General features: G+C 74.2%; 18 protein-coding genes. 5 read left to right on the top strand and 13 right to left on the bottom strand.

Annotation, left to right across the window (positions count from 1 at the left end):
- Nucleotides 1–111 precede the first annotated feature (111 nt).
- A complete protein-coding gene (gene trpD, locus DEJ43_RS31275) occupies nucleotides 112–1,176 on the top strand; it encodes an anthranilate phosphoribosyltransferase (protein WP_015037428.1) in 1,065 nt (354 codons plus the stop codon).
- Between the two features lie 74 nt (nucleotides 1,177–1,250).
- On the opposite strand, the gene trpC is transcribed toward trpD, so the two are convergent.
- The 11 genes from trpC to DEJ43_RS31220 are packed head-to-tail and all read right to left on the bottom strand — an operon-like array spanning nucleotide 1,251 to nucleotide 10,247.
- Nucleotides 1,251–2,180, bottom strand: a complete 930-nt coding sequence (gene trpC / locus DEJ43_RS31270; RefSeq protein ID WP_015037427.1) for an indole-3-glycerol phosphate synthase TrpC — start codon at nucleotides 2,178–2,180, stop codon at nucleotides 1,251–1,253.
- A 49-nt stretch (nucleotides 2,181–2,229) separates the two neighbouring features.
- Entirely contained in the window at nucleotides 2,230–3,339 is a 1,110-nt protein-coding gene (locus DEJ43_RS31265; protein WP_015037426.1) for a hypothetical protein, read from the bottom strand.
- Nucleotides 3,336–4,046, bottom strand: coding sequence for a 2-hydroxychromene-2-carboxylate isomerase (locus tag DEJ43_RS31260; protein ID WP_015037425.1), 711 nt, complete (start codon nucleotides 4,044–4,046; stop codon nucleotides 3,336–3,338). Before DEJ43_RS31260 ends, DEJ43_RS31265 begins: the two co-directional genes overlap by 4 nt.
- Before the next feature lies 1 nt (nucleotide 4,047).
- Nucleotides 4,048–4,794, bottom strand: a complete 747-nt coding sequence (fabG, locus tag DEJ43_RS31255; RefSeq protein WP_015037424.1) for a 3-oxoacyl-[acyl-carrier-protein] reductase — start codon at nucleotides 4,792–4,794, stop codon at nucleotides 4,048–4,050.
- Nucleotides 4,791–5,342 carry a 3-hydroxyacyl-ACP dehydratase FabZ family protein gene (locus DEJ43_RS31250; protein ID WP_015037423.1) on the bottom strand — a complete coding sequence of 184 codons (552 nt, stop codon included), beginning with the start codon at nucleotides 5,340–5,342 and terminating at the stop codon, nucleotides 4,791–4,793. The genes fabG and DEJ43_RS31250 overlap by 4 nt, the downstream gene beginning before the upstream one ends.
- Nucleotides 5,339–5,752, bottom strand: a complete 414-nt coding sequence (locus DEJ43_RS31245) for an ApeI family dehydratase (protein ID WP_015037422.1) — start codon at nucleotides 5,750–5,752, stop codon at nucleotides 5,339–5,341. Before DEJ43_RS31245 ends, DEJ43_RS31250 begins: the two co-directional genes overlap by 4 nt.
- A gap of 10 nt (nucleotides 5,753–5,762) precedes the next feature.
- Nucleotides 5,763–6,881 carry a beta-ketoacyl synthase N-terminal-like domain-containing protein gene (locus DEJ43_RS31240; protein WP_015037421.1) on the bottom strand — a complete coding sequence of 373 codons (1,119 nt, stop codon included), beginning with the start codon at nucleotides 6,879–6,881 and terminating at the stop codon, nucleotides 5,763–5,765.
- Nucleotides 6,878–7,843, bottom strand: coding sequence for an acyl-CoA thioesterase family protein (locus DEJ43_RS31235; protein WP_015037420.1), 966 nt, complete (start codon nucleotides 7,841–7,843; stop codon nucleotides 6,878–6,880). The genes DEJ43_RS31240 and DEJ43_RS31235 overlap by 4 nt, the downstream gene beginning before the upstream one ends.
- A complete protein-coding gene (locus DEJ43_RS31230) occupies nucleotides 7,840–8,643 on the bottom strand; it encodes an alpha/beta fold hydrolase (RefSeq protein ID WP_015037419.1) in 804 nt (267 codons plus the stop codon). Before DEJ43_RS31230 ends, DEJ43_RS31235 begins: the two co-directional genes overlap by 4 nt.
- Nucleotides 8,640–9,944 (bottom strand): beta-ketoacyl-[acyl-carrier-protein] synthase family protein, encoded by a 1,305-nt coding sequence (locus tag DEJ43_RS31225; protein WP_015037418.1) that lies wholly within the window; start codon nucleotides 9,942–9,944, stop codon nucleotides 8,640–8,642. The genes DEJ43_RS31230 and DEJ43_RS31225 overlap by 4 nt, the downstream gene beginning before the upstream one ends.
- A 42-nt stretch (nucleotides 9,945–9,986) precedes the next feature.
- Complete coding sequence (locus DEJ43_RS31220; protein ID WP_015037417.1) at nucleotides 9,987–10,247, bottom strand: acyl carrier protein; 261 nt, start codon at nucleotides 10,245–10,247, stop codon at nucleotides 9,987–9,989.
- Between the two features lie 221 nt (nucleotides 10,248–10,468).
- On the opposite strand from DEJ43_RS31220, the gene DEJ43_RS31215 reads away from it, so the two are divergent.
- The 4 genes from DEJ43_RS31215 (at nucleotide 10,469) to DEJ43_RS31200 (ending at nucleotide 13,929) form a co-directional block, all read left to right on the top strand.
- Nucleotides 10,469–11,167: a 4'-phosphopantetheinyl transferase family protein gene (locus DEJ43_RS31215; protein WP_015037416.1), complete on the top strand. Its 699-nt coding sequence runs from the start codon at nucleotides 10,469–10,471 to the stop codon at nucleotides 11,165–11,167.
- Nucleotides 11,164–11,403, top strand: a complete 240-nt coding sequence (locus DEJ43_RS31210) for a hypothetical protein (RefSeq protein WP_015037415.1) — start codon at nucleotides 11,164–11,166, stop codon at nucleotides 11,401–11,403. The genes DEJ43_RS31215 and DEJ43_RS31210 overlap by 4 nt, the downstream gene beginning before the upstream one ends.
- A gap of 73 nt (nucleotides 11,404–11,476) precedes the next feature.
- Nucleotides 11,477–12,268 (top strand): ABC transporter ATP-binding protein, encoded by a 792-nt coding sequence (locus DEJ43_RS31205; protein WP_015037414.1) that lies wholly within the window; start codon nucleotides 11,477–11,479, stop codon nucleotides 12,266–12,268.
- On the top strand, nucleotides 12,268–13,929 hold the full coding sequence (locus DEJ43_RS31200) for an ABC transporter permease (RefSeq protein ID WP_015037413.1): 1,662 nt from the start codon (nucleotides 12,268–12,270) through the stop codon (nucleotides 13,927–13,929). Before DEJ43_RS31205 ends, DEJ43_RS31200 begins: the two co-directional genes overlap by 1 nt.
- A gap of 7 nt (nucleotides 13,930–13,936) precedes the next feature.
- Here the strand turns inward: DEJ43_RS31200 and DEJ43_RS31195 are convergent, their stop codons facing one another.
- On the bottom strand, nucleotides 13,937–14,896 hold the full coding sequence (locus tag DEJ43_RS31195) for a LysR family transcriptional regulator (protein WP_015037412.1): 960 nt from the start codon (nucleotides 14,894–14,896) through the stop codon (nucleotides 13,937–13,939).
- Between the two features lie 155 nt (nucleotides 14,897–15,051).
- Nucleotides 15,052–15,795, bottom strand: coding sequence for an AfsR/SARP family transcriptional regulator (locus DEJ43_RS31190; RefSeq protein ID WP_015037411.1), 744 nt, complete (start codon nucleotides 15,793–15,795; stop codon nucleotides 15,052–15,054).
- Nucleotides 15,796–15,855 lie beyond the last annotated feature (60 nt).

Here is a 15,855-nt window from a genome sequence, read left to right as displayed (position 1 = left end):
GAAATTGGACCGTACGGCTCGTCGGACAGTGGTCTGGAATACCGTTCGGGCGGTCAGCAGACTGGCAGTCGACACGTATTCGTATTCGGATATCGGGCTGAGGAGAATTCCATGAGCGTGAGCGCCGAACCGCTGACGCCCGGCTGGCCGGATCTGCTGGACGCCCTGCTGAACGGCCGGAGCCTTTCCGCGCGGGACACGGAATGGGCGATGGACGACGTCATGTCGGGCCGGGCCGGACCGGTGCGGCTGGCCGGGCTGATGGTGGCGTTACGGGCCAAGGGCGAGACGGTCGAGGAGATCGAGGGCCTGGTACGGGCCCTGTACCGGCACGCGGTACGCCTTGAGGTGCCGGGTCCCACCCTGGACATCGTGGGCACCGGCGGCGACGGATCGAACAGCGTCAACATCTCGACGATGTCCGCGATCGTGGCCGCCGGCGCCGGGGCCCGGGTCGTCAAGCACGGCAACCGCTCGGCGTCCTCGGCCTGCGGCTCGGCCGACGTGCTGGAGGAACTGGGGGTCGCGCTGCGCCTGGAGCCGGACGCGATCGCCGCGGTCGCGGAGGAGGCCGGCATCACCTTCTGCTTCGCGCCCGAGTTCCATCCGGCGCTGCGGCACGCGGCCGGACCGCGCCGGGAGCTGGGCATCCGCACCGTCTTCAACGCGCTGGGCCCGCTGGTCAATCCGGCCGCGCCGACCGCCTGCGCGGTGGGCGTCGCCGACGCGCGGCTCGCCCCGCTGCTCGCCGGGGTCCTCGCCCGGCGGGGTGTGTCGGCGCTGGTCTTCCGTGGTGACGACGGCATGGACGAGCTGACGGTCACCACGACCTCCACGGTCTGGTCGGTGCACGAGGGCGCGGTCCGCGCGGAGCGCTTCGACCCGTGGGACGTCGGCATCGCGCGGGCGGAACCGGCCGCGCTGCGCGGCGGGGACCGCGCGCACAACGCGCGGGTGGCCCGCGAGGTCCTGGCCGGCGCCCGGGGTCCGGTACGGGACGCGGTGCTGCTGTCGGCGGCGGCGGGCCTGGTCGCCCTCGAGCCGTCCCCGCGCCCGTTCACCGAGCGGCTGCGTCCGGCCCTCGGCCGGGCCGCCGCCTCCATCGACTCGGGCGCGGCGGCCGCGGTCCTGGACCGCTGGCGCACCCTCACCACCAAGCACGCCGACGAGGGGTGATGCCGAAACCGGACCGCCCGTCCTCCCGCCCGGGGAAAGCTCGGGCGGGAGGACGGGCGGTCCGGCGAAGCGGATCACGGGTGCGGACGCCCGGCCGTGGTCGTGGCCGCGGCCGGGTTCGGGTCTCCGGACGGGACCGTGGCCGTGCTCGGGTCCCCGGGCGCGGGCGCGACCGAAGTGAGGGCTCCCGGTGCGGTCGTCGTCGGCCGGGCGGTCCGGTCGCGGCCCGCCGCCGTCAGGGCGCGGACCGCCTCGCGCGGTGCGCCGCCCGTCACCAGGCAGGTGCCGACCAGGACCGCGTGCGCGCCCTGGCGGGCGTACGCGGTGACGTCGTCCGGGCCCCGGACGCCCGACTCGGCGATGGTGACGACGTCCTCGGGGATCAGCGGCGCGACGCGGCCGAAGGCCGACCGGTCCACCTCCAGGGTGCGCAGGTCACGGGCGTTGACGCCGATCACCCGGGCGCCCGCCGCGAGGGCCCGCTCGGCCTCGCCTGCGTCGTGGACCTCCACCAGCGGGGTGAGGCCGATCTCGGCGGCCTGGGCCACGAGGTCGGCGAGCAGGGGCTGTTCGAGCGCGGCGACGATGAGCAGCACGAGGTCCGCGCCGTGGGCGCGCGCCTCCCACAGCTGGTAGTCGCCGAGGACGAAGTCCTTGCGCAGCACCGGCACCCGGACCCGGGCGCGTACGGCGTCCAGGTCGGCGAGGGTGCCGCCGAACCGGCGCCGCTCGGTGAGCACGCTGACGGCGCGGGCGCCGCCCGCCTCGTACGCGGCGGCGAGGGAGGCCGGCGAGGGGATGTCGGCGAGCCGCCCCTGGGACGGGCTCGACCGCTTGACCTCGGCGATCACCCCGGTGCCCGCGTCGCCGCGCAGCAGCGCCGCGCAGTCCCTCGCGGGACCGGCGGCGGAGGCCCGGTCCCGCAACTCCCGCACGGGGAGCCGGCGTCGGCGTTCGTCCAGGTCCTCGCGGACCCCCGCGACGATGTCGTCGAGCACGGTCACAGCGCTCTCCTCCCGGCCGGCGCGGTCACCGGTCCGGTGGTACGCCCGCTCACCGGCATCGCCACACCGTCGGCCGGGGGGAGCCGCCGGTCGTCGTCCTGCTCCAGCCCGCGACGGAACCGTCGTCGGCGGAGACGTTCAGTCCGGCGTTCGGCAGGGTGGTGACCCGGCGGTCGAGCTGCCAGACGCCGTCGTCGCCGGAGGTCCAGCCGAGGGACTGACCGGTGCGGTTGACCGACAGGAGGCTCAGACTTCCTTCGGGGCGCAGGGGCGTCCCGTTCGTGTCCCAGAGCACGCCGCGTTCCTCGGTGCCGGACCGGCCGTAGGTCGTGCCGGCCACCCGGCCGGCGGCGATCGAGGCGGCCCGTACCGTGACCGTGCCCGAGGGCAGGGTCAGCTTGCGGGCGGTTCCGGCGCGCCAGAGGTGGACGGCGGTGCCGTCGAAGGCGTCGGTGGTCACGGGGGTGTGCTCGACGAGCACGGTGCCGTCCTGGTCGATGCCGGTCGCCCGGGTCTGCCCGGCGGGCAGGCCGGTGAGGGCGACGACGGTGCCGGGTGCGGCGGCGGGCCAGATGACCGCCTGGTCGACGGTGTACACGTACGTTCCGGAGGTCCGTTTCCGGCCGACGTGGCCGACGATGTCGCCGGCGTCGTTGATGCCGGTGGCCGCGGAGCTGGTGGTGCCGGCAGGTTCGGGAAGGCGTTCCAGCGCGCCGCCCCGCGAGCGGAAGGCGTGCTCCTCGCCGAGCGGGCCGCCGTGGCCGACCATCGTCCCCGTCCGGTCGACGCCGGTCACCTCGGGGTCGTGGAGGTCCGCGGGGACGGGGTACGCGGTGGCGGCGCCGTTCTTCCAGCGCAGGACCGTGCGGTCCGAACCGCCCCAGGGCGAGACGAACTCGCCGTGTCCGGCGTGGCCGCCCGCGCTGTCGGCGGCCGTGACGACGCCGCCGCCGTTGAGGTCGGCCGGTACCGGCAGCACGGTCGCGGTCCAGGCGCAGGCCGCCGCGCGCGGGGCGGCCGCCTGGGCGGCCGGGAGCGGGGCGAGGGCGGTCGCCAGGAGGGCGAGCGCGGCTCCGGCGACCCGCGGGCCGGTGACCGCCCGCCGGGTGCGCCGGGCTCTTCGGGGGTCCGGTGTCAGGGACTTCTCGGGGGTGTTCATCCGCAGCCTCCCGCGTGGCCGTCGTCGACGGACCGTGGTCCGAGTCCTACCGCGGCGCCGACCGGTTCCGGCAGCCGTCCTGCGGGCGCCGTGCGCTGCCGGAGGTGGCCGACGAAGTCGCCTAGGCGGTCCAGGCCCCAGAACCGGCTGTAGCCGTGGACGAAGAAGGGGACGCCGAAGACGCCGTCCCTGTCGATGTCGTGGAGCAGCCGCAGTCCCTCGCGGCGCAGTTCGGGGTCGTCGGCGGCGCCGGCGGCGGCCCGGGCGTCGATGCCGATGCCGGTGGCGATGTCGGCGACGACGGCCGGGTCGCAGATGTCGCGGCCCTCCTCCCAGCGCGCCCGGTAGGCCGCCGCGATGTACTCGGGGCCGCGTCCTTCGCGCAGCGCGACGAGGTACGCGAGGTGCGGGACCTCCCACACCGGCGCCCGGTCGACCGGCCAGGTCAGGCGCAGTCCCCGGGCCTTGGCGAGCCGCCCGACGTCCTGGAGGACGTACAGGTGCTTGGCGCGGGACATCGGCGTGTAGGGGAAGCTGCCGCCGGTCTCGGTGAGCATCTCCTCGCTGAGTTGGTCGGGTTCGAAGAACGGCCGCCACTCGACGGCGGCCGCGATGTCGGGGTATTCGTCGAGCAGCGTGCGGTAGGCGAGCCAGGAGTAGGGGCTGCGCAGCGAGAAGTAGAACCGCGGGGTCCTGTCGGCCGCCATGTCAGATCACCAGGCCGCCGTCGACGCCGAAGACCTGCCCGGTGATGTACGAGGCGCGGTCCGAGGCCAGGAAGGACACCAGGTCGGCGACCTCCTCGGGGCGGCCGAAGCGGCCGAGCGGGACGCGCGCGGCGAGCCGTTCGCCGGCGTCCTCGCCGAGCGCCGAGGTCATGTCGGTCTCGATGAAGCCGGGGGCGACGCTGTTGACGCGGATGCCGCGCGGCGCGACCTCCTTGGCCAGGGCCTTGGAGAAGCCGATGATGCCGGCCTTGGACGCCGAGTAGTTGGTCTGGGTGGCGTTGCCGTACACCCCGGCCACCGAGGACATGGTGATGACGACCCCGGTGCGGCGCTTGAGCATGGCGAAGACGGCGGCGCGGCAGATGTGGTACGTGCCGTCGAGGTTGACGCGCAGCACCTCCTGCCAGGACTGGCCGTTCATCATGATGAGCGGGTTGTCGCGGACGATGCCCGCCGAGGAGACGACGACGTGGATCGGGCCGAGCTCGTGCTCGGTCGCCCGGACGAAGTCCTCGGCGTCGAACTGCTCGGCCACGTCGACCTGGCGGACCAGCACCTTCGCGCCGGCCGCCTCGGCCTCCTTGGCCACGGTCAGCGCCTCCTCCTCGCGCGAGCGGTAGCAGAAGGCGATGTCGTAGCCGTCGGCGGCGAGGCGCTGGACGACGCTGCGGCCGATGCCCCGGGAGCCTCCCGTGACCAGGGCGACGCGGTTGTCTGCGGACATCATGACCTCTCGTCGGTTGTCGTTGCGGTGGTCCCGGCCGCCGGGTCGAGGACCTCGGCGGGGCGCAGGGCGAGCGTCAGCTGCCCCACTTCCAGGACCGTCCGGTCCCCCACGGTGGTGGTGCCGGTGGTGAGGACGGTGGCGCCGAGGTCGCGGACCATGCGGACCTCGTGGACGAGGAGCGACCCGGGCGGTACGGGGGCCAGGACGCGCACGTCGCGGACCCCGGCCAGCAGGGCGACGTCGCCCGCGAGGACGTCCGGGTTGGGCCGCTCCCAGCAGGCCAGCAGGACCGCGCTCTGGGCCCAGGACTCCAGCAGTGCCCCGAGCGGGAGGCCCGGTGGGCGGTCCCCGTCGCCGGGGCCCGGGTGGAAGCCGGGCCCCGTGGTGTCGGCGGTGCGGTGGGCGACGAGCCGGCGGCCCGGTTCCACCGTCACCACCCGGTCCACGAGCAGCGCCGGAGGGCGGTGCGGGATGACCGAGGTGATGCGGGCGGTCGTCGCGGAGTCTCCCGCCGACGTGGTCACGGGTTCTCCAGGGTGCGTGTTCACGGGTTCTCCTGCGGGTCGTCGCTCTCCCGCGGGTAGTGGAGGGTGATCTCGGCGGCGGGCCGGGTGTCCGCGCTGACGGAGGCGACGGCGCGGACCCCGTCGGCGGCCCGCTCGACGCGTGCCTCGACGACGATCTCCTCGCCCGGCCGGACCGGGCTGAGGAACTTCGCCTTGCGCACGACGACCGGATGGTCCCGGGGTGCTCCGGCGCCGGCGGCCAGCTCGTACACGTACTGGACGAGGCTGAAGCCGGGCACCAGCGGGAAGCCGGGGTAGTGGCCCGCCAGGAACGGGTCGTCGGCGGGCACGGCGAAGGAGGTCCGTACGGTCTCCTCCGCCGGGCCGGTCCGCTCGGGGCCGTCCGCCGTGCGCGGCCGGTCCACCAGGCCGAGGGCTTCTTCGAGGGTCATGGTCGTCTCCTCATCCGCTCAGCAGCGCGCAGCCGACCGTGCCGTCCCGGTCGATGCCGGTGACGAGCGCGAGCTGCCCCGCGGGCAGTCCGCCGCCGGCCGCGCGGGCGAGGACGGCCGCGGTCTGGAAGCCGGTCGCGGCGGCGGAGGTGTCGCCGAGCAGCGGCCGGCAGCGGATCCATTCGGGTTCCCGGCCGGCCGGCAGGGCCCGCCGCACGGCGTCCTCCTCGCCTTCGGTGCCGAGCGGCACCACGAGCCGGACGTCGTCCGGGTCGGCGCCCGCCTCGTCCAGGAGGGCGCGCACACAGGTGGTCAGGGCGTCCGCCGCCTCGTCGGGCCGGTGGTAGGCGCGGAAGCGGGTGCCGAGGAGCCGGGCGAGCGGGGTGCGGCCCGCGTCCCGCGCGGCCTCGGCGGATTCCAGCAGCCAGGCCGCGCCGCCCTCGCCGAGCGGGGGACGGGTGCCTTCTTCGGCGGCGTGCCACTCCAGCCAGGCCCGCTGCTCGGAGTACTCCTCGGCGACGCCGCACAGCACCCGTTCGCAGTGTCCGCCCCGGTGGAGCCGGCCGGCGTAGCCGAGCACGAGCAGCCCGGTCAGCCAGCCGCCCGCGACGGTGGTGTTGGGTCCCTTGATGCCGTGCCAGATGGCGCTCTGGCCGGCCGCGCGGTTCATCACCGTGTTGGGGAAGCGGGCCGGGTCGACGAGGTAGGGCCGGTCCCCGGTGAGGGAGTCGCGGGTGAAGTCCATGATGCTCTGGACGCTGCCGGACCCGGTGCCCAGGACGAGGGCGACGCTCTCCGGCCGCTCGACGAGGGCGGGGCCGCACTCGTCGAGGAGGTGGCCGAAGGTGGAGACGGCGAGGGCGGTGACCCGGTCCATCGTCCGGGTCCCCTTCTTGCCGAGGGCGCCGGCCGCGGTGAACTCCGGTACGACGGCGCCCTGCCGGTACGGCCCGGGGAAGGCCTCCGGGTCGAGGTCGGCGAGCGCGCCGGAGGCCGAGCCGATGCCCTCGGCGTAGGCGGCGGCCTCCATGCCGTACGGCGAGACCGACGACCAGGCGGTGAAGACGAGTTCGTCGGTGGCCGGGGCCCCGGTCCCGGCCGCCCGGCTCGCCACCCCGGTGGCGGTCATGCCGTCCCCCGGCCGACCGCCTTGCCCGCCTTGCCGCTGAGCGCGTTGATCAGGCGGTCGTCGAAGTCGACCAGGCTCCAGTCGGCGCGGTTCTGGATGACGGCCCAGCCGTGGGTGATCCGGCCGGTGGTGGTGGGCACCAGCACGCCGTCGCGCAGCACGTAGGTGTCCATGCGGGCGGTGTAGGTGTAGCGCTTGAAGATGTTCTCGACGGTGAAGACGGTGTAGAGCGTCTCCTCCATGCGGGCCTCGTCGAGGACGGTGATCCGCGAGTGCGGCACGACCGGGATCCAGTCCTGCTCGTCGAGCAGGGTCTTGATGGAGACGCCGCGGTCCTCCAGGAAGAGGTCGACGACCTCCTCCATCTGCCGCAGGTAGCCGGACATCTGCACGCGCTCGGTGAAGTGGCAGTAGAAGTACGGCATCCGCCAGGCCCAGCCGAAGGCGTTGCGGCCCGCGGTCAGCTGCTCCAGCGGGTCCGTGCCCGGCTGGACGGGGATGGCCTCGGCCCCGGCGCCGAGCCGGTCGACGACGTACCCGGCGAGCTCGGCCGGCGCCTCCTCGGCCTCGTGGCCCCGCGGGTCGAAGCGCAGCTGGACGGCGACCTTCGAGACGACGGCCTTCACCTGCTCGCCGCCGCGCTCGGTCGTCATCTCGACGACGAGGCGGAGCCCGTCGCCCTTGTCGGGGGCGGGCCGGACGACGGCGGTGGCGACGGAGTCGATGTGGAAGGCGGTGAGGATCTTGGTGTCGAGGTCGGTGATGTCGACGCCCAGGCCGCACCGCTCGTACAGCTCGCCGGCCGGGAAGCCGCGCTGCCGCAGGTGGTCGTAGACGGCCTCCTCGACCATGTAGTTGACGTGCTTGAAGCCGATCCAGGTGCAGATGTTCGACCCCTCGTAGCGGGGCCGGATCTCCAGGCTGGTGCTGCCGTCCGTGGCGGCTGCCGTGCTGCTGCTCATGTCATCTCCAGTCGGGGAACGGGGGCGGCGGCGGAGTGCCGCGCCGGACGGGGACCTACGGCGAGGAAGTCGTGCACGAGGCGGGTGACCCGGTCGGGGTCCTCCACCATGGGGAAGTGCCTGCACCCGTCGAGGAGTTCGAAGCGGGCGCCGGGCACGGCCGCCGCGAGGGCGCGGCCGTCGTCCGCGCGCGCCGCGATGTCCTTCTCGCCGGACAGCACGAGGAGCGGGGAGCGGACGGCGGCCAGGTCCAGGAAGGGCGTGCGCAGATACGACTCGAAGAACCGCATCCAGCCGTAGGGCCCGATCTGGTCGCGCAGCCGCAGGGCCATCCAGTCCCGGTGCGTCTTGGCGTACCGCTGGGTCTCGCCGACCTCCAGCGCCTCCTCGAAGACGCGGTGGAAGTCGTTGAGGTAGTACGAGATCACCGACCAGTCGAAGTCCTGCGGACTCGACCGGTAGAAGGGGCTGATCAGCACCGTGGGCCGGGGGGCGACGAGTCCCGCCGCGCCGGCCTCGGTGAGCAGGTTGGCCGCGTACGAGTGGGCCACCACGGCGTCGTACGGCTCCTGGAGCAGTTCGACGAGGCAGTCGGCGGGCCGGGGCAGGGAGCCCCAGCCCTCGCTGTGGGCCATGGCCCGCCAGGGCAGGTCCACGTCCCACAGTTCGAGGCGTCCGTCGGCCCGGGCCGCGAACGGGTCCCAGACCGAGGGCCGGCCGCCGAGCCCGTGCAGCAGGAGCACCCGCAGCGGGTCGTCGCGCGTGGCGGGCCGGCGCAGCCGCGGGGTCACGGCTGTCATGCGGCCGTTCCCGTGGCGTGGCCGTCGGCGGTGTCCGGGGCGGACCGGACGGTGCCGCCGGACGGGCCGGTGGTGTCCGGCTCGTACCGGGCGAGGATCACCACGGCGTTGTTGCCGGCGAAGGCGAGTGCGTTGTTCTGCACGATGCGCACGTCGGCGGGGCGTGCCTCGTTGGGCACCGGGTCCAGGCCGCACTCGGGGTCCGTCCGACGGTGGTTGATCGTCGGTGGGATGAACCCCTCGGTGATGGCGAGGGCGCAGGCGGCCGAGGCGAGGGCGCTGGCGGCGCCCATGGTGTGGCCGAGCATCGCCTTGATGGACACCGTCGGCGGGGGGTCGGCGAACACCTGGCGGATGGCTCCCGCCTCGGTGACGTCGTTGGCCTTCGTCCCGGTGCCGTGCGCCGAGATGAAGTCGATGTCCTCGGGCTTGACCCCGGCGTTGCGGTGGGCCAGCTCGATGCAGGCGGCGAGGCTGTCCCGGTCCGGGGCGACCGGGTGGTGGGCGTCGCAGTTCAGACCGTAGCCGAGGATCTCGGCGTAGATCCGGGCACCGCGGGCGAGGGCCGATTCCAGGCTCTCCAGGAACAGGATGCCGGCCCCCTCCCCGGTGAGGATGCCCTGGCGGTCGACGTCGAACGGCTGGCACACCTCGGGGGCGATGGTGCCGAGCCGGTAGAAGCCGGTGAAGGTCTTGCGGCACACGGCGTCGGCCCCGCCGGACAGGGCGACGTCGACCTCGCCGGACCGGATCGCGTCGAATCCGGAGCCGATGGCGTAGTTGCCGGCGGCGCAGGCGGTGGGGATGGTCACCGCCTCCACGTCCCGCAGCTCCAGCTCGCGGACGATGCTGCTGGACAGCATCCCCGCGGAGGAGCGGCGGGCCACCACCGGGTCCAGGTGCTCGGGCCCGGAGGCGAGCTGGCTCTCCATCAGGCCGTCGAGGTCGTGCGACTCGCCGTCGGTGGTGCCGACGGAGACGAGCACCCGGCGGGAGCGCAGCTCCTCCAGGGCCATGCCGGCGTCGGACACGGCCATCCTGGCCGCGGCGACCGAGAACTGGCCGGCCCGGCCCAGCTCTCCGGGATCGACGCGCTCGATCCACTCCGACGGGTCGAAGCCTTCGATCTCACAGCCGTTGGCGTACGCGTATCCGGTCGTGTCGAAGGCCGTGATCGGCTTGACCCCGCTGCGGCCGGTGCGCAGCCCGGTCAGGAACTCGGTGGCCGAGGTACCGATGCTGGTCACCGTCCCCAGGCCGGTGACGACGACCCGGTGCGGTCGCCGGCGCTCAGTGCTCATCGCTGTCCCCTCTGTCGGCTCTGTCGAATCCGTGCGGGGCGGCTAGGCGGAGAGGCCTTCCTGGACGACGGCGACGACGCCGTCCAGGTTCACCATCCGGACGAGCTCGGTCTGGTCGATCTCGATCTGGAAGGTGCGCTCCAGGGAGGAGAGGATCTCGATCGAGCCGAGCGAGTCGGCGTTGTGGTCCTCCTTGAAGAGACTCGTGTCCGTGACCTCGGCCGGCTCGATCTCGAGGATCTCGCAGACGATCTCCTTGATCTGGGCACGCTGTTCGGCGCTGATCGCGACCGTGCTGGTCATGTTGGCCTCCACGTTGGTTGACGCAGCTGTTGACGAGGAGTCTTCTCGGGGGCGCTGACACGGAACTGACGAGCAACTGACTCCGGCCCGGGGGGCGTTCCGGCAGCCCCGTGGGCTGCGTTGTTCGGCGTCCGCTGAAACACCTGGCCGCGCGTGGGCGGGGGCGTCAAGGTGATCGATGGACACCTCCGAGCCGCCCCCGCCCCCGCCTGGAGAATGGATTGAACCCCCGCCTCGCACCCCGCCGGATCACCGTCGTCGTCACGCCCACGCCGGGCCTCGACGCCGCGGCCTCGCGCGCCGCGGTGCTGGGCGCCGCCACCCGCGTCTGCGGGATGGCCCCGGGCTCGCTGCGGCTCGGCCACGACGAAGCCGGCCGTCCGCTGCTGTCCGGTCTGGGCGACGGGCTGTGGGTGAGCCTCAGCCACGGCCGTGGCCTCGCCGCCCTGGCCCTGTCGGACGTGGGACCCGTCGGCGTGGACGTCGAGGTCCCCCGCCGGGTGGCCGCCGAGCAGCTCGCCCACCGGTGGTTCGGCCCGGCGGAGGCCGCCTGGGTGTCGGCACGCCCCGGGGCCGAGCGGGACCTGGCGTTCTTCTGGCTGTGGACGCACAAGGAAGCGATGGGCAAGGCGTACGGCACGGGGCTGGACACGGGCGGCCTGGAACGGCCCGGCCCGCTGCCGCGCCACTGGCCGCCGGTCCCGGGCCGCCGGCTCCACCCGCTGCCCGGGCCGGAATCCGCACCGGGCACCGCCCCGGGGCCGCACTCCGTGGCGGCGCCGTTGGCCGGGCCCCGTGCGGTGCTCGCCGTGGCGGCGCTGGGCCCGGAGGCGCCCGGCACCCCGGTGGAGCTGCGGCTGTGCCCGGCGCCGCCGCTGCGCGCCGGGCACCTCACCAGTCGAAGGGAAGCGACGCCATGAGCGGCGGACTCATCGCCATCCTGATCACGTTCATCGTGGTGCTCGGTCTCAGTACGAGCACGGTCGCCTACTTCGTCCTCCAGCGACATCGCGCGGACGGGGTCGCGATGGCCCAGTACCGGCTGCTCGCCGAGGAGGCCGTGGCACGGCAGGAGTCGCTGCACCGGACCCTCAGAGAGCTCGCCGACCGGCTCTGCGCCGTCGAGTTCATGCTGCGCAGCGTCGACGAGGGCTGAGCCGCGGGCCGGACCGGCCGGGCACCTCACGTACCCACGCAAGAACCAGCACCAGCACCAAGGAGACCCATCCATGAACAGCACGCCGCAGCGCGGTGCCGACGAGGTCGTCGTACTCAGCAGGGTGCGCCGCGCCTACGGCGCCGAACACACCGGTGTGGTGGCGCTCGACGGCGTGTCGATCGGATTCCGGCGCGGCACCTTCACCGCCGTGATGGGGCCCTCGGGATCGGGGAAGACCACCCTGCTCCAGTGCGCGGCCGGCCTGGACCGGCCCACCTCCGGGTCGGTCCTGCTGGACGGCGTCGAGCTGACCGGCATGAGCGAGCGGAAGCTGACGAAGCTCCGGCGCGAGCGCATCGGTTTCGTCTTCCAGTCGTACAACCTGCTGCCCGCGCTGACCGTCGAGGACAACGTCACCCTGCCCCTGCGGCTCGCCAGTCGCAAGGCCGAACCGGGCAGCGTGGCGCGGGTGCTGGAGCAGGTGGGTCTCGCCGGCCGCGGCAAGCGCCGGCCGGACGAGCTCTCCGGAGGCCAGCGCCAGCGGGTCGCCATCGCCCGCGCCCTCATCACGGAGCCCGCCGTCATCTTCGGCGACGAGCCCACCGGAGCGCTCGACACCCACACCGCCCTCGAAGTGCTGCGGCTGCTGCGCTCGGCGGTGCGGGACGGCGGGCGGACGGCGGTGATCGTGACGCACGACCCGGTGGCCGCCTCCCATGCCGACCGGGTCGTCTTCCTGGCCGACGGCCGGATCGTGGACGAGGTGTACGGCGCGTCCGCGGAGACGATCGCCGAGCGCATGACCCATCTCGGCGCCTGGGCCGAGCACCCCGCCGTTCACGTCCCCGGAGGATCGGTCTGATGTTCGGCCTGGCTCTGCAAACCCTGCGCCACCGCAAGAGCGGTTTCGTCGCCTCCTTCCTCGCCCTCTTCCTCGGAGCCGTGATCGTCGCCGCGTGCGGGGGTCTGATGGAGACCGGCATCCGGGCCTCCGCCCCGCCCCCGAGGACCGGCACCGGCCACGCCGTGGTCCTGTTCTCGCCGATCGAGCACGAGGCGACCCGACTGGTCTCGCTCTCCGCCGTGTTCGGCGGGATCGCCGCCATGGTCGTGGTGTTCGTCGTCGGTTCCACGCTCGCCGTGCTCGTCCAGCAGCGCATGCGCGAGATGGCCCTGTTACGGGCGGTGGGCTCGCTGCCCGGCCAGATCCGCCTTCTGGTGGTGTCCGAGACGCTGGTGATCGGCGCGCTCGCGACGGCGCTGGCCCTGGCGCCGGGGCACTACGCGGGCCGGCTGATGCTGGAGCGGTTCGCCGAGGGCGGCATGGTCTCACCCGAGATCCCGTACCGCGCGGGCTGGATCCCGCTGGTCACGGCCGCCGGAGCGGCCCTGCTCGCGGCCGTGGCCGCCGCCTGGATCGCCTCGCGCCGCGCCGCGCTGATCCGGCCCGCCGCCGCGCTCGCCGAGTCGGGGCTGCAGCGCCGCTGGATCAGTGCGCCGCGGCTGGTGTTCGCGCTGCTCTGCCTCGCCGGCGGTACGGCCCTGGCGCTGGTCACCGCGCTGGTGATGCCGGGGTCCGTCGCCGCGAGCACCGCGGGTCCCACCGCGATGCTCTGGGCCTCCGGCGTGGCCCTGGTGTGCCCGGGGCTCACCGGGGCGCTGATCGCGGTGCTGCGGCCGCCGCTGCGTCTGCTGCCAGGACCGGCCTGCGGCCTGGCCGCCGACAACGTCCGCGCCCGGGCGGTCAGGACGGCCGGGGCGGTCACTCCGGTGATGCTGGCGACGGGGCTCGCCGCGGGGCTGCTCTACCTCCAGACGACCACGGACGCCTCGGCCCGTGACGCCGCGCGGGACGCCCGTACGCGTGCGGCCGTGAGCGCGCCCGTGGCCGTGGCACCGGCCGGCCTCGCGGACCGGACCACCGTCCACGGCCCGGCCGCCGTCACGGTGAGCACGGCAGGCGCGGCTGGCAGGGCAGGCTCGGCTGGCGCGGCGGACGACCGTGCCGAGCGCGTCGTCACCGTCGCGGCCGCGCCTGTCGCGGCTGCACCCGTCGTGGCCGCGCCCGTCGCTCCCGTCATGGCCGCCCCCGGCGGGGGCGCGCGGGCGGCGTCGTCCGGCGGTGGGTCGGCCGATGCCTGGATCAACTTCCTGCTGGCCGGCACCATCATCGGCTACGCCATGATCTCGCTGGTCAACACCCTGGTGGTGGCCGCGTCCGAGCGCCGTGAGGAGTTCGCCCTGCAGCGTCTGGTGGGCGCCACCACGGGCCAGGTGATGCGGATGATGTCGGTCGAGGCGCTGCTGGTGGCCGTGATGGGAACCGTCCTCGGCTCCCTGGTCGCCGCCGCGACGCTGGTGCCCTTCCGGCTGGCGCTCGACGGGCGGTGGCTGCCCGGCGGGCCGGTGTGGATCTATCTCGCGATCGTCGGCCTCGTCACCGCGCTGACCGTGGTGGCCACCCTGGTGCCGGTCCGGCTCGCCCTGCGCGTCCCGCCCGCGGGGGCGCCCGCCGCGCCGTGACCCGTCCTCAGGGCGCGGGGAAGGGCCCGAGCTCGGTGAACTCCTCCGGATGGTCGACGATCCACGGCCAGTACCGGGGGATGGTCCGGGCGTAGTCGCGGTAGTAGCGGCGGACCGTCTCCAGGAGGCCGCGCCGCATGGACTCGGCCAGTGCGTCCCCGCGCCACACCAGGAGCAGTTCGGTGCGCTCGGTGTCCCGGATCGGCACCAGCGTCACCTCCTTGGTGGCGCCGGTGGGGGTGGTGAGGGCGGCCGCGTCGGCGTCCCTGACCCAGTTCATCGCCTCGTGGTGGCCGTCGACGTGGTGCAGCACCTCGGGGTCGGTGCCCGCGACCCTGGCGAACAGCTGCTTCTCGATGGGGTGGAACCAGTGCTCCCTGGCGTACCGGATCCACCGCAGGCCGGTCAGGTCGCGGACGTCCACGACGCTCCGGCCGGCCAGCGGGTGCCCGGGCGGTACGGCCAGCCAGACCGGTTCCCGTACGACGACGGCGCCGGCCAGCGGCGGTTCGAGGCCGGTGGTGGCGGTGCCCGGCCTGCCGGTCACCAGGGCCGCGTCGAGCGCCCCGGCGCGCGCCGCCGCCACGGCGGCGGCCGGGGCGAGGGTCTCGGTCCGCACCTCGACGACGGGCAGCGCCTCCTGGAGCACGGCGCGCAGGGACGGCGGCGTCCATTCCGTGTTCCCGAACCGGAAGACGTCCGAGGTGTACGCGGTGGCTTCGGCGATCACGAGGTCGGCCTGGCGCACCAGGTCGGCGAGCATGGGGGTGAGCCGCTCCCCGAGCGGGGTGGGGGTCACGCCGGAGCGGGTTCTGACGAACAGTTCGCCGCCGAGGGCCTTCTCGATGCGCCGCAGTTGCGCGGTGAGGCTCGACTGCGGGAGGCCCAGTTCGGCCGCGGCCTTCGAGATGCTCCCCGCGCGGTCGATGGCCGTCACGACTCTCGCGTGGCGTAACTCGACGTTCACCTGTCCCCCGTGTCTGGCCGGCCCCTGTGGACGTCCCCCTGACGGACACCCCGGGAGGATCGCCACGCTAACAGGGGGGACTGACACCGTCCATGTCGGCGGGGCGGGGCCGCGGGGGCGCCCCGGGAGGGGCGGCGGGGAAGGGGGACGCCCCCCTAGGCCAGGGCGGGGGCGGAGTGCGCGAGGGCGCGGCGCGGCTCGCCGAGCGTCTCGTCCTGCCGGAGGATCGCCTCGTAGGCGTGGTGGAGCGCGCGGCCGGGTTCGAGTCCGAGGTCGCCGGCGAGTCGGGCGCGGGCCCCGTGGAAGACCTCGAGGGCCTCGGCCTGGCGGCCGTCGCGGTAGAGCGCGAGCATCAGCAGTTCGCTCAGCCTCTCCCGGCCGGAGTGCTCGGCGGCGAGCTGGCGCAGTTCGGAGACGGGGACCCGGGCGGCGTCGACCGAGAGCCGGGCGGCGGTGAGGTCCTCGTAGGCCGTGATGCGGCGCTCCTCCAGGTGGGCCGCCTGGATCCGGCAGCGCAGTCCTTCGCTGGTGTCGAGGAGTGCGGGTCCGCGCCACAGGGCGAGGGCGGCCTCCAGGGTGTCGATGGCGCGCGCCGGGTCGGGTCCCGTCAGGCCGGCGCCGGTGCCGGCGAGTTCGAGGAAGCGGTGGGCGTCCACGGCCTCGGCCGGGGTGTCGAGCACGTATCCGTTGCTCGCGGTCCGGAGGATCTCGGCGCCGTCCTGGCCCGTCACGGTCTGGAGCAGCTTGCGGAGTCTGCGGACGTTCGCCTGGAGCGCGTTGCGCGCGTTGGCCATGGGCTGATCGGCCCACAGTTCGTCCACCAGCTGATCGGCGGTGACCGGTATTCCGGGGGACAGGGCGAGCATGGTGAGGACGACGCTCGCGCGCTGCGAGGCCATCGTGTAGCGCTTCCCTCCGTGCGAGAGGAAAAGCGAGCCGAGAACATTGATTTCCACAGT

Origin of the sequence: Streptomyces venezuelae ATCC 10712, assembly GCF_008639165.1 — a bacterium.
Classification (GTDB): domain Bacteria; phylum Actinomycetota; class Actinomycetes; order Streptomycetales; family Streptomycetaceae; genus Streptomyces; species Streptomyces venezuelae.
Note: the sequence above shows the minus strand (reverse complement) of the source record. Positions and strands in the feature narration are given on the sequence as shown.